Origin of the sequence: Telluria antibiotica (assembly GCF_011682055.1) — a bacterium.
In the GTDB taxonomy this organism is placed as follows: domain Bacteria; phylum Pseudomonadota; class Gammaproteobacteria; order Burkholderiales; family Burkholderiaceae_D; genus Telluria; species Telluria antibiotica.
Genome location: NZ_JAAQOM010000006.1, coordinates 229,922 through 244,516, shown reverse-complemented (window position 1 = coordinate 244,516; position 14,595 = coordinate 229,922). Strand labels below are relative to the sequence as shown.

The window sequence follows — 14,595 nt, the reverse complement described above, 5'->3', positions numbered from 1 at the left end:
GCGAATGTTTACTCTGAGGTTAATGATTAGGGTATGCTCGACGCAGGAGCGGCGCGATGATCGATGAAGAGATTACCTTAAAGAAACTGGAAGTGTTCCTGGCCTTCATGCGCCTGCACAGCCTGGCGCGCGTGTCCGAGGAACTGGGCCAGAGCACGGTGAGCGTGCACCGCGCCCTGCATACGCTGGAAGAGGGCCTGCGTTGCCCGCTGTTCCGGCGCGAGGGCCGCAACCTGGCGCCGCTGCCGGCCGCGTATGCGTTCGCGAAGCACGCGCAGCGCGCCGTCAGCGAAACGGAGGAGGGCGTGCGCAAGGTGCGCGAACTGGCCGGATTCGCGGGCGGCCGGCTGAAGATCGGGTCGCTGTATTCGCTCACGTTGCGTTGCATCCCGCAACTGCTCATGGGCCTGAAGCTGCGCCGGCCCGAGCTGCAGATCGATCTCACCTTGGGCTCCAACCAGGAATTGCTGCGCGGCCTGGACGAAGGCCGGCTCGATGCCATCGTCATCGGCCTGCAGGCGCCGCTGGACGATGCGCAGCTGCTCGCCGTGCCCCTGTTCGAGGACGAGGTGCACCTCGCGGCGCCGCTCGGCTCGCCATACGCCGGCCGCGACCACGTGGACCTGCGTGACCTCCACGACGAGAAATTCATTACCCTGGGCGGCGGCTTCGTCACGTCCGACAGTTTCGATCACGCGTTCCGCCAGGCGGGCTACACGCCAGAGACGATCATGCGCGTGTCCGACATCTTCTCGCTGATCAACCTGGTCAGCGGCGGCATGGGCTACAGCCTGCTGCCGGGTCGCGTCGCGGAATTCAGCACGCGCATCGAGCTCATTCCCCTCGACGCGCGCTATGCGTCGCACCAGACCATCAGCCTGATCGTGTCGAAGAGCCGCGAGCGCGACCCGAACCTGCTGGCGCTGGCGGCCGAATGCCGCATGTACGGCAAGGGCCAGCGGCTCGGCGACCTGGCGCCTGTCGGCGCCCGCGGCTAGGCGGCGACGGCCGCGCCGTGGCGTGCGGCGGGTGCCTTCGGCAGGCAGCCCAGGCCTTCCAGCGTGCGTTCGACGGCGACGTCCAGCGGCGTGTGCGGCTCCGCGCCCAGCACGGCCACGAGGCGGGCGTTGTCGAGACGGACCGCTTGCCGCCACAGATAGCGCATCCCCCACAGCTCGCGCAAGGTCTCGTTGAACGGCGCGGCCAAGCGCACGAGCCACCACGGGAACGCGCCGAGGGACGCCTTGCCGCCGCGGCGCGCGACGACGCGGCGGATCGCGTCGTACATTGCCGTGCCATCCGGGTCCCAGTGGCCGCCCACGTGGAAGCGCGCGTACGGAGCGAGCGTTGCCCGGCGTTCGATCAGTGCGACCATCGTCGCCGCCACGTCGGGGAGATAGGCCCACTGGTGGCCGACGCCGGCCGCGCCCGGGTTGGCGATGCGGCTGACTGGCTTGCCCGGCTTGACGAGGCCTTGCGCGAACCAGTTGTTGCCTGCCTGCGGACCGAAGAAGTCGCCGGCGCGCACGATCAATACCCGGCCGCCGGCGGCCGCGTGGGCTTCGAGCGCCGCTTCCATCTGCACGCGCAGATTACCCTTGCGCGTCGCGGGACGCTGGGGCGCGTCTTCCGCGACGTCGGGAAAGGCGTCCGGTCCGTAGTTGTACACGGTGCCGGGCAGGACGACGAGCGCGCCCGCCGCGCGCGCGGCCGCGATCGTATTGTCCAGCATCGGGAGCACGAGCCGGCCCCAGTTGCGGTAGCCGGGCGGGTTCACGGCGTGCACGATGACGGCGCAGCCCCGGGCGGCGCGTGCCACGTCGGCGCCGTCCAGTGCGTCGCCGGCCGTCCAGGCGATGCCGTCGGCGTCGACCTTGTCGCCCGTCAGGCCGCGCTTCATGCCGCGCACCTGCCAGCCGGCGCGCGCCAGCTGCCGCGCCACTTCGCCGCCGATGCCGCCGCTGGCACCCAGTACGAGGGCGGTGTTGCGTTCGTTCGATCCGTTCATGCTGTCCTCCGTGCGTTGAAAATGTTGACAGCGTAACGGCTCGTCTGGCTCAATGGAATTGCATGACATATACCAGCGGCTAGACATTTTTGTAGGACTCCATGGCATCGACCATTGAATGGGAGCTGTACCGCGCCTTCCTCGGCGTGCTGCGCGAAGGATCGCTGTCCGGCGCGGCACGCGCGCTCGACGTCGCGCAGCCGACCGTCGGGCGCCATGTCGCCGCGCTGGAGGCGGCGCTCGGGCTCGTGCTGTTTACGCGCTCGCAGACCGGCCTGCTGCCGACGGAGGCCGCGCACGCACTGCGCGCGCATGCGGCGGCGATGGAAAGCACGGCGGCCGCGCTGGAGCGCACGGCGTCCGGCCTGCGCGACGGCCTGGAGGCGGCCGCGGGCACGGTACGCATCAGCGTCAGCGATGTCGTCGGCGTGGAAGTGATGCCCGCGATCGTGGCGGATCTGGCCCGGCGCCATCCGGCGCTGAAGGTGGAACTCGTGCTGTCGAACCGCGTGCACGACCTGCTGCAGCGCGAGGCCGACATCGCCGTGCGCATGACGGCGCCGCGCCAGGAACAATTGGTGGCGCGCCGCGTCGGCACCATCGAACTGGGGCTGCACGCGCACCCGGACTATCTGGCGCGGCGCGGCACGCCGGCCATGCTGGCCGACCTCGATGCGCACGCCGTGATCGGCTACGATCGCCCGACACCGTTCGTGCGCCAGGCCGCGAAGGCGCTGCCCGGTTATGCGCGCGAGCGCTTTGCCGTGCGCACGGACAGCGACGTCGCGCAACTGGCACTGATCCGCGCCGGCGCCGGCATCGGCGTGTGCCAGGTGCCGCTCGCCGCCCGTGCGCCCGCGCTCGTGCGCGTGCTGCCGGATGCGTTCACGTTCCGGCTCGACACGTGGGTCACGATGCACGAGGACTTGCGCGCCAGCCCGCGCTGCCGCGTCGCGTTCGATGCGCTCGTCGACGGCCTGGCCGGGTATCTCGCGTCGGCGCAGGCGCTCAAAGGTCGATGAAGCCGCGCTGCGCGGCCAGGGTGACGGCATGCGCGCGGTCGTTCGCACCCAGCTTCACGAGGATCGCGCTCATGTGCGTCTTCACCGTCGTCTCGCCGATGTGCAGCTGCTCGCCGATGGCGCGGTTGGAATGGCCGCGGGCCGCGAGGCGCAGCACGTCGAGTTCGCGCGGCGACAGCGCGACGCCCGCATCGTGGATCGCGAGGTCGCGGCGCAGCGCCAGCGGCAGGATGTGCGAGCCGTCGTGCACTTCGCGCACTGTGGCGGCGAGCTTCGGTCCCGGGACGTTCTTCAGCAGGTAGGCCGACGCGCCGGCCTTCAACGCGGCCGCGACGCGCGCGTCGCCGTCGTACGTGGTGAGCACGATCAGGCGTGCGTCCGGGTGCAGGCTGCGGATGGCGCGGATGGCTTCCAGGCCGTCCTTGCCGGGCATCTGCAGGTCGACGAGGGCCACGTCCGGGCGCGTCGCGGTGAACAGCCGGATCGCCTCGTCGCCGTCGCGGGCCTGCGCGACGACGTCGATGCCGCCGTGCGCCGTCAGGCACGCGGCTATGCCTTCGCGCATCATGGGGTGGTCGTCCGCGATCAGTACGCGGATCGGGGTCGCGGTGGATGGGTACATGCGGTGTGGCGCCGGGGGATGGTACGAGCGCGGATTGTACAAGATCTGCATGCCCCGGCGGCGGCAACCGCTTTCGTTCAATTTCAATACGTGTGGATCAGCCCCCGCCGCGCGGCCACGCACGCCGCCTCCGTCCGGCACGACACGTTCAGCTTCGAGAGGATGTTGTTGACGTGGTATTTGACGGTGCCCACGCCGATGTTCTCCGTACGCGCGATGACCTTGTTGCTCATGCCCGCCGCCAGGTGCGCGAGGATTTCCAGCTCGCGTGGCGACAGCCGGTTCGCTTCCACGCGCAGCGCCAGCTTGTCGGCCAGCCCCGGGGCCAGGTAGCGGCGGTTGGCGGCCACGAGGCGCACGCACTGCAGCACCTCGTCCAGGCCGGATTGCTTCAGGAGGTAGGCGCTGGCACCGGCCTGCAGGCCGCGGTGCACGTCCTCGTCGCCATCGTACGCCGTGAGGATGACGATGCGGGCGTCCGGCACGAGCGCGCGCACCTGGCGGATCGCGTCGATGCCGCCGCCGCCCGGCATGTTCAGGTCGATGAGCATCACGTCGGGCCGCAGTCGCATGTATTGCGCGACGGCCGTGGGCGCATCCGCGGCCTCGCCGGCAAGTTGCAGGCCGGGTTCGGCGCGGATCAGCGCGGCCAGACCGGCCAGGATCAGCGGGTGGTCGTCGGCGATCAGCAGCGTGATGGGGCGCGCGTTATTCAACGGCGGCGGGTACATCGACATGAAAGGCTCCTCGTCCTGTGCTCTCGAGGAGCATTGTCGGGACGGCGCCGCGCCGGGTCCAGCTATACGAACGGATATGCCGGCGCTTGTCGTCAGGCGCCTGTCGTCAGCCGTGGTCGGCCCGCAATGTCAGGTGCTGGACGATGAACCAGCTTTGCAGCTCGTTCGCGCGTACGACCTGGCTCACGATCAGGTCGTTGCTGCCGTCGTCGCCCGCGTCCGCGGCCGCGCGCGCGAGCGGGCGCGCGTCGAGCAGGATCGTCTCGTGCGCGGCGGCCAGGCGTTCCAGCTGGGCCGCGGCCGATTCGCGCCCGCGCGGCGCGCGCGCGATCGACGATTCGCCGGCCACGTCGCCGGCCAGCGCGAACGTCACGCCGCCCAGCGTCTGGATGCGTTCCGCGAGGGCGTCCATGATCGCGACCTGTTCGTCGTAGTGCTTGTCGAACAGCAGGTGCAGTTCGTAGAAGGTGGCGCCCGACGTCTGCCAGTGCGCCTTCTTGTAGGCGTCGCGCAGCGCCATCGTGTGCGCCAGCAGGCGGTTCAGCGCGCGTACGCTCTGGGAGCGGGTCTGTTCGGGAAGGCCGATGCGCACGGGGGCGAGCGCGCCGAATTCCTGCACGACGCCGGCCGTGTCCTGGTGATGGTCCATGGTGATCTCGCTAGAAAGGTGACACACCGAGTCTAGCGAGACGGGGCCGCGCCGACACTGGCCGAAAGACCAGGCCGGCCGGAAAAGATCAGGCGGCGGCTGCGCCGGGCGGCAGCGCGCTGCCGCCGCGGCGGCGGGCGATGCCGAGCGCGCCCAGGCCAAGCAGCAGGAGGGCCGCGGTGCCGGGCAGCGGCACGTGCACGTTCATCGCGAGGCCTTCGATGACGTCGTTCTGGCACGTTTCGCCCCAGTGCATCGCGAACGAGCTGTAGTCCAGCAGTTCCGAGCCGCTCAGGTCGATCTTGAAAGTGATGGAGCCGAGCGAAGGCGTCGTCTTGTTCTGCGAGACGGTCCAGGTGCCGGACAGGCCCGTGTCCTTGACGGTGCTCGACTTCGTGTTGACGGCCGTTTCCTGGTTCTCGCGGTAGTTGCATGCGGTGCCGCAGCTGATGTAGCTGTCGGAGTTCAGGATGTTCTGCGCATTCGTCGCGCCGTTCAGGGCGTACAGCTTGAACGTGCCGCCCGAATTGCTCCAGCGGTTGTTCAAGGCGAAACCGTAGTCCCACACGGTGCCTTTGGTGGCATCGTCGGTGACGTAGTGATTGGTGCTCGTACCGGCCGCGTTCCACGTGTCGGACAGGAAGACGTCACCGTAGCCGATGCCCTTGCCGGTGGTGGGGTTGGTCGCCAGGCCGTCCTTGCCCCAGCTCGCGTTCACACCTGCCAGGCCGGCGAAACTCGTGTTGATGACGATGGTGAGGGCGTTGCCGGCGCGCGTGATCGTCGCCTGCGAGATGTCGTACGTGCTGCCGCCGATGGCGTCGGCCGCGCCCTTGTTATCGGCGCCGTAGTAGGCAGTGGTCCCGGAATCGAGGATCGTGGCCGCGCCCGCTTGGTTCGCACCAAGGACGAAGGTGGCCGCAGCGGCCAGCGTGATCGCAGTCTTCACAGGTTCCCCCAAATATTTACAGTTGATGAGCTCAGTCGCGATCATGCCACACATAAACTTAACTTGTAAATAAATTATTCAATGTCAATAAGATACGTGATCTTTTTGCAACGGGGATGAGAAACGTCGCATCGGTGCGATGCCGGATGGGTTTTTGCTTGCCTTACCCGGACTTGCACCACGAGAATATAAGATTGACCCATATCAATATCACCAATGTCCACACGTTCCTCAGCCGCTCTCCTGCTGGCCGCCGCGCTCGCAGCCACGCTTCCCGCCTGTCACCGGCAGACGGCGGACGAGCAGCGCGCGCATGCCGTGCAATTGCGCAGCCAGGGCGATTTCCGCGGCGCGCTGATCGTCCTGAAGAACGCGCTGGACGCGGATCCCGCGAGCACGGAGACGCGCTACCTGCTGGCCCGCACCTACCTCGACCTCGGCGACAGCACGACCGCCGAGAAGGAGGCGCGCCAGGCGCTGGACCGCGGCTACGCACGGGGCCCGGCGCTGGCCGCGCTCGCGGCCGCCCTGGTGATGGAAGGGCAGCACAAGAAGGCATTGGACGAGACGGCAGGCGGCGCCGACGATCCGGCGCTGGCCGCCGCGCGCGGCGATGCGTGGCTGGCGCTCGGCAGCAATGCCGAGGCGCGCGCCGCCTACGAGCACGCGCTGGAAAAACGGCACGAGGATGCGGCGGCCCTCGTCGGCCTCGGCCGCCTCGCGATGGTCGAGGGCCATGCGGACGTCGCGCAGGGCTACGCGGACCGGGTGCTGGCGCGCGATCCGCGCGACGTCGATGCGCTGATGTTCAAGGCCGACCTCGCGCGCGCGGGCGAGCATCCCGAGGCGGCGCTGGCGTTGTACGACCGCGTGCTGGCCGCGAGCCCGCAACACCGCACGGCCCACGTCGAAAAAGCCTACCTTGCGATCGGCCTGCACCAGCCGCAGCTGGCGCAGGCGGAGCTGGACATCGCGGCGCAGGGCGCGCCGGGCAGCCTGCTCGTCGGCTACACGCAGGCGCTGCTCGATTATTCGACGGGCCGGCCGGAGGCCGCGCGCGACGTGCTGTATCGCGTGCTGAAAGCCGTGCCGGACCACATGCCCAGCGTCCTGCTGGCCGGCGCCGTCAACCTGAAGCTCGGCTCGTATTACCAGGCGGAGCAGTATTTCCGGCGCTACCTCGAACGCAATCCCGCCAACGTCCATGCGCGCAAGATGCTGGCGCAGGCACTGATCGGGTCCGGTCACGCGGCCGAAGCACGCGCCGTGCTGGAACCGGCGCTGGGCTCATCCCAGGCTGACGCCCAGGTGCTGGGCCTCGCGGCCGACGCCGATATGCAGACGCGCCGCTTCGGCAAGGCGGCCGAGCTGTTCGCGCGCGCCAGCGAACTCGATGCGGCGTCCGCGTCGCTGCGCACGGGACTCGGCCTGTCGCGCCTCGGCGACGGCGCGACGGACGCCGCCGTGCACGACCTCGAAACGGCAACGCGGCTGGACAAGACGTCGCTTGATGCGGCCGAAGCGCTCGTGCAGGCGAACCTGAAGCTGGGCCGGCGCGAGGAGGCCCTCGCCGCGGCGCAGGCGCTGGAACGCGCGCAGCCCGGCAAGGCGCTGCCGTACGCCCTCGAGGGCCAGGTGCTCGCCATCCAGGGCAAGGCCGGTGCGGCTGGCGCCGCCTTTACGCACGCGCTGCAGATCGATCCCGCGTACTACCGCGCCTCGGCCGGCCTCGCGCAACTCGCCGTCGACGCGGGCCGGCCCGCGCAGGCGCGCCAGATCCTGCTCGATTTCCTCGGCCGGAACAAGACGAGCGTCGACGCGATGGCGGGCCTCGCGGCCCTGGCCGAGCAGGCGCACGAACCCGCGCAGGTCACGCACTGGCTCGAACAGGCGGCTGCCGTCGATGCGCGCGCCATCGGCCCCGGCGTCGACCTGTGCGCGCAATACCTGCGCACGCAGCAGCCGGAGAAGGCGCTGGAACTGGCGCGCCGCCTGCAGGTGAGCCACCCCGAAGATCCGGACCTGCTCGACCTGCTGGGCAAGGCGCAGCTGGCGCGGGGCGACCTGCCGGCCGCGCTGGAATCGTACAAGCAGTTGGCGCAGGCCTTGCCGCGGTCGGCGCCGGCGCTGATGCAGGTGGCGTCGTTGCGCCTGCTGTTGAAGAACACGACGCAGGCGGAGGACGACTTGAAGAGCGTGCTGGCGATCCAGCCCGACTTCCCGTCGGCCCAGCTGGAACTGGCGGAGCTGTACGTGCGCAAGGGCTCGCACGACCTCGCGCTGATGATGGCGGAACGGATGCAGCGCGCGCATCCGCAGGGCGCGGCCGGCTTCCAGCTGCAGGGCGACATCCTGATGGCGAAGCGCCAGCCGGCGGCCGCGCTGGCGGCGTTCGAGCACGCGTCCACGTTGCACGCGACGAACGAACTCGCGATCAAGATCGACAACGCGGTGCGCCTGGCCGGCCGCGCGGCCGACGCCGATGGCCGCCTCGCGAAATGGCTCGCGGCGCATCCGGACGATGTGCGGGTGCTCGCGTACCGCGCGCAGGTGTGGATGGCGGCCGGCGATTTCAAGCGCGCGGCCGCGCAGTTGGAAGACGTCGTGCGGCGCCAGCCGGGCAATCCCGTCGCGCTGAACAACCTGGCCACGTGCTACCAGGCGCTGGGCGACGCGCGCGCGCTCACGACGGCGGAAGCGGCATTGCGCGGCGCCCCGAAACGGCCGGACGTGATGGACACGGTGGGCTGGATCCTCGTCGCCAAGGGCGATACGGCGCGCGCGCTGCCGCTGCTGCGCGAAGCCCGCACATTGGCGCCGACTGCGCGCGACATCCGCTATCACCTGGCGGTCGCGCTGGCGGCCAGCGGCGACAAGGCCGCGGCGCGCGCGGAACTGGATGGGCTGCTGGCGGGCGACACGCGGTTCGCCGAGGCCGAGGAAGCACGCAAGCTGATGGCGCGCCTGAAGTCGGACGGCTGACGCGCGCCAGGGGGGGGCCAGACTGAGGGCACGACATGTCGTTTGCTTGGACAGGTGGCAGTGTATCCTGAGTCGAACGGCCGGGATCGGCCAATAGCGGGCGCTGTGATAGCGGAAGCGTCATGGGCACGAAACCCGAGAATATCCATCAACTTACCGAACCGGCATGATGAGCAGCATCCTTAAAGTCGCGAAATACGCAGCGGGAATGATGGGGTTAGTCGGCAGTCTGCAGGTTGGCGCCGCACCCACATGGCAGCCGTTCGAATGGGTCGAAACGGAGGTTGTTCCCGGGGCTGGCGCGGTAAAGTCCGGCGTGATCTTGCCCATCAAGGTCAACGGCGTCGCTTGCTATGGGCAACTCGACACCGGCACTCCGAATACGGTGACCTGGCACCAACATGTGGCCACCGAGCAGACACTGAAGGACTTCGATATCGAGATCTCGGGCCGACATCGCTCTGTCAAGGGGGGCTCGGCACAGGTCGACGTGCTTCGCGCCTGCAAGGACACGCTCATCGCCACTATCGGTAATGCATTCTTCGACGATGGCACCTTGACGCTGGATCTGAAGAACGCGCGTTTTAGCTTCGCACCAGGCTCGATGCTCGAAAAGGACCCGATGTCCCATCCCTTTGCGTTTCCTCGTTGGGCGGGCAATGAGGGCGGCCACATCGTAGTCCGCATCGGGCTACCGAATGGCGCTGAGGGCGATGTCCTTTTCGACACCGGCGCTGCATCGTTCGGCTTGTCGGCCCTGACTGAGACCGACTGGGGCGCCATGACCGGCAATGCACCCCTGCGCGCCTCGGCAACAGTGCGCACCTACTCTGTCAATAGCTGGGGCAAGCAAATCCCTTGTTATGACACGACATCGGCGGGCAGCATGCAAATTGTTCCGGGTGTATCCATAGCGAACCCGAGAATTGCGTACTGCGCGCAGGAGTCGTTCAAACCTGGGCAAAAGCTCGTCGCTCTGCTCGGCCTCCGTGACCTGAGCGATCGCATTGTTACGCTAGACTATCCAGCGCGTCGGTGGATGATCAGTTCGCCGACGTCCACCCCAGCCGGTCTTCGATGAGGCCCCGATACAGCGTGCGGATGTCGGCCGGGATGCGGCGCACGTACGCTTCCGCGTGCGCACGCGCGTCGCCCGCGAGGCCGTCGAGGTAGGCAAGCGCCTCGTGCGCGCTGGGCGCGCGTTCGCTCACGCCCGCGAACTTCGCCGGCAGCGCCGTCCACACGGCCGCCTCGACGTCCCGTGTCCGTATCCATGCCGCGATGTCCGCCGCGACGGCGGCCGGCGTCGGGGCGGGCAGGCCTGGCGGCACGGGGTCGGGCAGGCTGCCCACCCATTGCGGAAACGTAGGCCGGATCTTTTCGCGTGCGCGCAGCATCTCGCGCGCATCGGCCAGGTCGGCCGTGTCCAGCAGCGCCCACCGCGTGGGCACGGGTGGCGCCGGTGCGTGCAGTACGAGGGCCAGTTCGTCGCTGTCGTCGCTGTCGCGCACGAATTCCAGCGGCAGCAGCGGGCCGTCCGGCCGCCAGCTCGACGCCAGCCGCAAGGGGCCGGGTTCCCAGATCAGCGAACCCCAGGCGATGCACACGATCTTCACGAATCCCTCCATCCGCAAACGAGCCCGTCCGGATCATCCTAGCGGGGCGCGCGTAACATACTGTATCGTTGCCGTGCGCCGCATGCTCCGGCGCTTTCCTGTTATCAACTCTGTGCGACGGAGGCGATTGTGGACGAGACCGAAGTATTGATCGCGGGCGCCGGACCGACCGGCCTCGTACTGGCCCTGTGGCTCGTGCGCCAGGGCGTGAAGGTGCGCGTCGTGGACCGCAGCGAGGGCCCCGGGACGAGTTCGCGCGCGATGGCCGTGCAGGCGCGCACCCTGGAACTGTACCGCCAACTGGGCCTCGCGGACGAGATCGTGGCGGGCGGCTTGCGCAACCCGGCCATCAACCTGTGGGCCAAGGGCGAACGGCGCGCGCGCCTGTCGTTCCGCGACGCCGGCCGCGAGCTGACACCGTTTCCGTTCGTGCTGATCTACCCGCAGGACCGGCACGAGCGCGTGCTCGTGCGCCACCTGGAAGAGGCGGGCGTGCGCGTCGAGCGCAGTACGGAATTGCTCGGATTCGAACAGGATGCGGGCGGTGTCGTCGCGCGCCTGCGCGGGCCCGCGGGCGAATCCGTCTGCAACGCCGCGTGGATGGCCGGCTGCGACGGCGCCCATTCCATCGTCCGGCACCAGCTCGGCACGGGCTTCGAGGGCGGCACGTACGAGCACACGTTCTACGTGGCCGACGTCGATGTGACGGGGCCGTCCGCGAACGGCGAGATCCACCTGTCGCTGGAAGACGGCGACTTCGCCGCGCTGTTCGCCTACGACCAGCGCGGCAGCGCGCGCCTCGTCGGCGCCGTGCGCGACGAGGAGGTCCGCAGGGGACACGACCTCGCCTTCGACGACGTGCGCCAGCGCGCCATCGGGAGCCTCGGCCTGACGATCGAGAAGGTCAACTGGTTCTCCACGTACCGCGTGCACCACCGCGTGGCGGGGCACTACCGGTCCGGGCGCGTGCTGCTGCTGGGCGACGCGGCCCACGTGCACAGCCCCGCCGGCGGCCAGGGCATGAACACGGGGATCGGCGACGCCGTCAACCTGGCGTGGAAACTGGCGCACGTGCTGCAAGGGCGCGCGCCGGACGCGCTGCTCGACACCTACGAGATCGAGCGCAAGGCGTTCGCCCGCAAGCTCGTCGAGACGACGGACCGCGCGTTCTCGTTCGTGATCGCGGAAGGGAGCTTCGCCGACTTCGTGCGGACGCGGATCGCGCCGCTGTTCGCGTCGGCCGCCTACGGCATCGAGCCGGTACGTGCCTTCATGTTCCGGGTGCTGTCGCAGATGGGCATCCATTATCCCGACAGCCCGCTGTCCGCCGGCAGCGCGGGCCATGTGAAAGGCGGCGAGCGCCTGCCGTGGACGGGCCACGGCGGTCCGGACAACCATGCGCCGCTGTCCGCCATTGCGTGGCAGGTGCACGTGTACGGCACCGTGCGGCCGGAGCTCGCGGCATGGTGCGCCCGGCGCGGCGTCGCGCTGCACCAGGCCGGCTGGTGCGACGCATGCCAGGCGGCCGGCCTCGCGCGCGATGCCGCGTACCTCGTGCGGCCCGACACGTACGTCGCGCTGGCCGACCGCGACGCGAACCCGGACGCGCTCGAGCGGTATTTCGCCGAGCGCGGCATCCGCCCGACCTAGGCGGCGCGGGCTTCGGCGCCGGCGCGCTCCGCGCGCAACAGCCTCGCCGCCGCCACCATATTGCGCAGCGCGGCCTCCGTCTCGGGCCAGGCGCGCGTCTTGAGGCCGCAGTCCGGGTTCACCCACAGGCGCTCGGCCGGCACGACGGCCGCCGCCTTGCGCAGCAGGCGCACCATGTCGCGCGTCGCCGGCACGCGCGGCGAGTGGATGTCGTACACGCCGGGGCCGATCTCGTTGGGATACGCGAACGCGCCGAAGCCCGCCAGCAGTTCCATGTCGGAGCGGCTCGTCTCGATCGTGATGACGTCGGCGTCGAGCGCGGCGATCGCGGGCAGGATGTCGTTGAACTCGGCGTAGCACATATGCGTGTGGATCTGCGTGGCGTCCGCGACGCCGCTCGCGGCGATGCGGAAGGCGCGGCCGGCCCAGTCGAGGTAGGCGTCACGTCCGGCGCGCCGCAGCGGCAGGCCTTCGCGCAGCGCCGGTTCGTCGATCTGCACGATGCCGATGCCGTTGCTCTCCAGGTCGCGGACCTCGGCGCGGATCGCGAGCGCGATCTGGGCGCAGGTGAGGGCGCGCGGCTGGTCGTCGCGCACGAACGACCATTGCAGGATCGTGACGGGGCCCGTCAGCATGCCCTTCATCGGCCGGCGCGTGAGGCCTTGCGCGTACGCGGCCCACGCGACCGTCATCGGCGCGGGGCGGGCCACGTCGCCGAACAGCACGGGCGGCTTCACGCAGCGCGAGCCGTACGACTGCACCCAGCCGTTGGCGCTAAACGCGAAGCCGTCCAGCTGCTCGCCGAAGTATTCGACCATGTCGTTACGCTCCGCCTCGCCGTGCACGAGGACGTCCAGCCCGAGCGCTTCCTGCACTTGCACGGCGTGGGCGATCTCGGTGCGCATCGCCTGGTCATATGCGGCGTCGGCCAGGTCGCCGCGGCGCCAGGCCGCGCGGGCGGCGCGGATGGCTGGCGTCTGCGGGAACGAGCCGATCGTCGTCGTGGGATAAGCGGGCAGGCCGAAGCGGGCCTGCTGCACGGCCTGGCGCTGCGCGAACGCCGACGCGCGGCGGTCGGCATCGGACGGCAGGGCGGCCAGCGCGGCGGCAACGTCGGGGCGCGACACGCGCGGGCTGGCGCGGCGGGAACCCAACGCCGCGCGCGCCGTGGCCAGGTCGGCCGCGACCGACTGTTCGCCGTCCGTCAGCGCCTGCTTCAGGATGCGCAGCTCGTTCAGCTTTTCGCGCGCACCGGCGAGCCATGTCCGCAGCTCGGCGTCGAGCGCCGCGTCGTGCGCCAGGGTGAACGGCACGTGCAGCAGCGAGCATGACGGCGCCAGCCACAGGTTGCCGGCGCGCCGGTCGATCACGGGGCGCAGTCGCGCGAGGCAGGCGTCGAGATCGGCGCGCCAGATGTTGCGGCCGTCGACGATGCCGACCGACAGCACCTTGTGCGGCGGCAGCCAGTCGGCGACGGAGCGCAGTTCTTCCGGCGCGCGCACGCCATCCACGTGCAGGCCCGCGACGGGCAGCTTGCAGGCGAGGCTCAGGTGTTCCTGCAGCGGCGAGAAGTACGTGGCCAGCAGCAGCGGCACGCCCGCGCCGTGCAGCAGGTGGTAGGCGCGCTCGAACGCGAGCGACCAGTCGCCCGGCAGGTCGAGGCCGAGGATCGGCTCGTCCAATTGCACCCATTCGGCGCCGGCCGCCTTCAGGCGCGCCAGCAGCTCGCAGTAGTGCGGCAGCAGGGCGTCGAGCAGGCCGAGGCGGTCGGCGCCGTCCTTTGCCTTGCCGAGCCACAGGAACGACAGCGGGCCGACCAGCGTGACCTTGACGGGATGGCCCAGCGCGCGCGCTGCGGCCACCTGGTCCAGCAGGCGCTGCGGCGCGAGCGAGAAGCGGGTGGCGGCATCGAATTCCGGCACGAGATAGTGGTAATTCGTGTCGAACCACTTCGTCATTTCCAGCGCGGGCTTGCCGTGCGTCCCGCTGCCGTGCGCGTTGCCGCAGCCGCACGCGTCCCGCGCTTCCGTCGCGACGCCGCGTGCCAGCGTGAACAGCCGCTCCAGCGGCGTCTCGGCGCCCGTGAAGCCGAAGCGCGCCGGGGCGCAGCCGAACAGCAGGACGTGGTCGACGACCTGGTCGTACAGCGCGAAGTCGCCGACGCTGACGTAGTCGAGGCCCGCCGCGCGCTGCTCGGCCCAGTGGCGCGCGCGCAGCCCGGCGGCCACGGCTTCGAGTTCCTGTTCGCCGATCTCGCCGCGCCAGTGGCGCTCGAGCGCGAATTTCAGCTCGCGCTGGGCGCCGATGCGGGGATAACCGAGAATATGAGTTTTGATCATGTTGTTGTCTTGTCTGGATGA

General features: G+C 69.7%; 12 protein-coding genes. 5 read left to right on the top strand and 7 right to left on the bottom strand.

The features are described from left to right. Window positions 1–56 precede the first annotated feature (56 nt). Complete coding sequence (locus HAV22_RS12145) at window positions 57–998, top strand: LysR family transcriptional regulator (RefSeq protein ID WP_166859333.1); 942 nt, start codon at window positions 57–59, stop codon at window positions 996–998. On the opposite strand, the gene HAV22_RS12140 is transcribed toward HAV22_RS12145, so the two are convergent. Then, on the bottom strand, window positions 995–2,008 hold the full coding sequence (locus HAV22_RS12140) for an NAD-dependent epimerase/dehydratase family protein (RefSeq protein WP_166859332.1): 1,014 nt from the start codon (window positions 2,006–2,008) through the stop codon (window positions 995–997). The two genes, HAV22_RS12145 and HAV22_RS12140, sit on opposite strands and share 4 nt — an antisense overlap. A gap of 101 nt (window positions 2,009–2,109) precedes the next feature. Here HAV22_RS12140 and HAV22_RS12135 point away from each other — a divergent pair, with 101 nt between their 5' ends. Beyond that, window positions 2,110–3,030, top strand: a complete 921-nt coding sequence (locus HAV22_RS12135; RefSeq protein WP_166859331.1) for a LysR family transcriptional regulator — start codon at window positions 2,110–2,112, stop codon at window positions 3,028–3,030. On the opposite strand, the gene HAV22_RS12130 is transcribed toward HAV22_RS12135, so the two are convergent. From HAV22_RS12130 to HAV22_RS31815, 4 genes are all read right to left on the bottom strand, one after another. Further along, the gene (locus HAV22_RS12130; RefSeq protein ID WP_166859330.1) at window positions 3,017–3,652 is read right to left on the bottom strand and encodes a response regulator transcription factor; all 636 of its coding nucleotides are present in this window, start codon (window positions 3,650–3,652) and stop codon (window positions 3,017–3,019) included. The genes HAV22_RS12135 and HAV22_RS12130 overlap by 14 nt on opposite strands. Before the next feature lie 83 nt (window positions 3,653–3,735). Beyond that, window positions 3,736–4,389: a response regulator gene (locus HAV22_RS12125; RefSeq protein WP_229421196.1), complete on the bottom strand. Its 654-nt coding sequence runs from the start codon at window positions 4,387–4,389 to the stop codon at window positions 3,736–3,738. A 106-nt stretch (window positions 4,390–4,495) separates the two neighbouring features. Then, the gene (locus tag HAV22_RS12120) at window positions 4,496–5,038 is read right to left on the bottom strand and encodes a Dps family protein (protein WP_166859329.1); all 543 of its coding nucleotides are present in this window, start codon (window positions 5,036–5,038) and stop codon (window positions 4,496–4,498) included. A gap of 88 nt (window positions 5,039–5,126) precedes the next feature. Then, window positions 5,127–5,987, bottom strand: coding sequence for a PEP-CTERM sorting domain-containing protein (locus HAV22_RS31815; RefSeq protein ID WP_166859328.1), 861 nt, complete (start codon window positions 5,985–5,987; stop codon window positions 5,127–5,129). Window positions 5,988–6,203: 216 nt separating this feature from the next. On the opposite strand from HAV22_RS31815, the gene prsT reads away from it, so the two are divergent. Then, on the top strand, window positions 6,204–8,969 hold the full coding sequence (gene prsT / locus HAV22_RS12110) for an XrtA/PEP-CTERM system TPR-repeat protein PrsT (RefSeq protein WP_166859327.1): 2,766 nt from the start codon (window positions 6,204–6,206) through the stop codon (window positions 8,967–8,969). A gap of 166 nt (window positions 8,970–9,135) precedes the next feature. Next, on the top strand, window positions 9,136–10,050 hold the full coding sequence (locus HAV22_RS12105) for a DUF2840 domain-containing protein (protein WP_166859326.1): 915 nt from the start codon (window positions 9,136–9,138) through the stop codon (window positions 10,048–10,050). Here HAV22_RS12105 and HAV22_RS12100 read toward each other — a convergent pair. After that, window positions 10,013–10,585 (bottom strand): hypothetical protein, encoded by a 573-nt coding sequence (locus HAV22_RS12100; RefSeq protein ID WP_166859325.1) that lies wholly within the window; start codon window positions 10,583–10,585, stop codon window positions 10,013–10,015. The genes HAV22_RS12105 and HAV22_RS12100 overlap by 38 nt on opposite strands. A gap of 129 nt (window positions 10,586–10,714) precedes the next feature. On the opposite strand from HAV22_RS12100, the gene HAV22_RS12095 reads away from it, so the two are divergent. Further along, entirely contained in the window at window positions 10,715–12,235 is a 1,521-nt protein-coding gene (locus tag HAV22_RS12095; protein ID WP_166859324.1) for an FAD-dependent monooxygenase, read from the top strand. On the opposite strand, the gene metE is transcribed toward HAV22_RS12095, so the two are convergent. Then, on the bottom strand, window positions 12,232–14,574 hold the full coding sequence (gene metE / locus HAV22_RS12090; RefSeq protein ID WP_166859323.1) for a 5-methyltetrahydropteroyltriglutamate--homocysteine S-methyltransferase: 2,343 nt from the start codon (window positions 14,572–14,574) through the stop codon (window positions 12,232–12,234). The genes HAV22_RS12095 and metE overlap by 4 nt on opposite strands. Window positions 14,575–14,595: the final 21 nt, after the last annotated feature.

Bases quoted from the DNA above. Each gene is read 5' to 3' on its own strand.
- HAV22_RS12145 (WP_166859333.1), top strand. From the start codon at position 57: ATGATCGATGAAGAGATTACCTTAAAGAAACTGGAAGTGTTCCTGGCC.
- HAV22_RS12140 (WP_166859332.1), bottom strand. From the start codon at position 2,008: ATGAACGGATCGAACGAACGCAACACCGCCCTCGTACTGGGTGCCAGC.
- HAV22_RS12135 (WP_166859331.1), top strand. From the start codon at position 2,110: ATGGCATCGACCATTGAATGGGAGCTGTACCGCGCCTTCCTCGGCGTG.
- HAV22_RS12130 (WP_166859330.1), bottom strand. From the start codon at position 3,652: ATGTACCCATCCACCGCGACCCCGATCCGCGTACTGATCGCGGACGAC.
- HAV22_RS12125 (WP_229421196.1), bottom strand. From the start codon at position 4,389: ATGTCGATGTACCCGCCGCCGTTGAATAACGCGCGCCCCATCACGCTG.
- HAV22_RS12120 (WP_166859329.1), bottom strand. From the start codon at position 5,038: ATGGACCATCACCAGGACACGGCCGGCGTCGTGCAGGAATTCGGCGCG.
- prsT (WP_166859327.1), top strand. From the start codon at position 6,204: ATGTCCACACGTTCCTCAGCCGCTCTCCTGCTGGCCGCCGCGCTCGCA.
- HAV22_RS12105 (WP_166859326.1), top strand. From the start codon at position 9,136: ATGATGAGCAGCATCCTTAAAGTCGCGAAATACGCAGCGGGAATGATG.
- metE (WP_166859323.1), bottom strand. From the start codon at position 14,574: ATGATCAAAACTCATATTCTCGGTTATCCCCGCATCGGCGCCCAGCGC.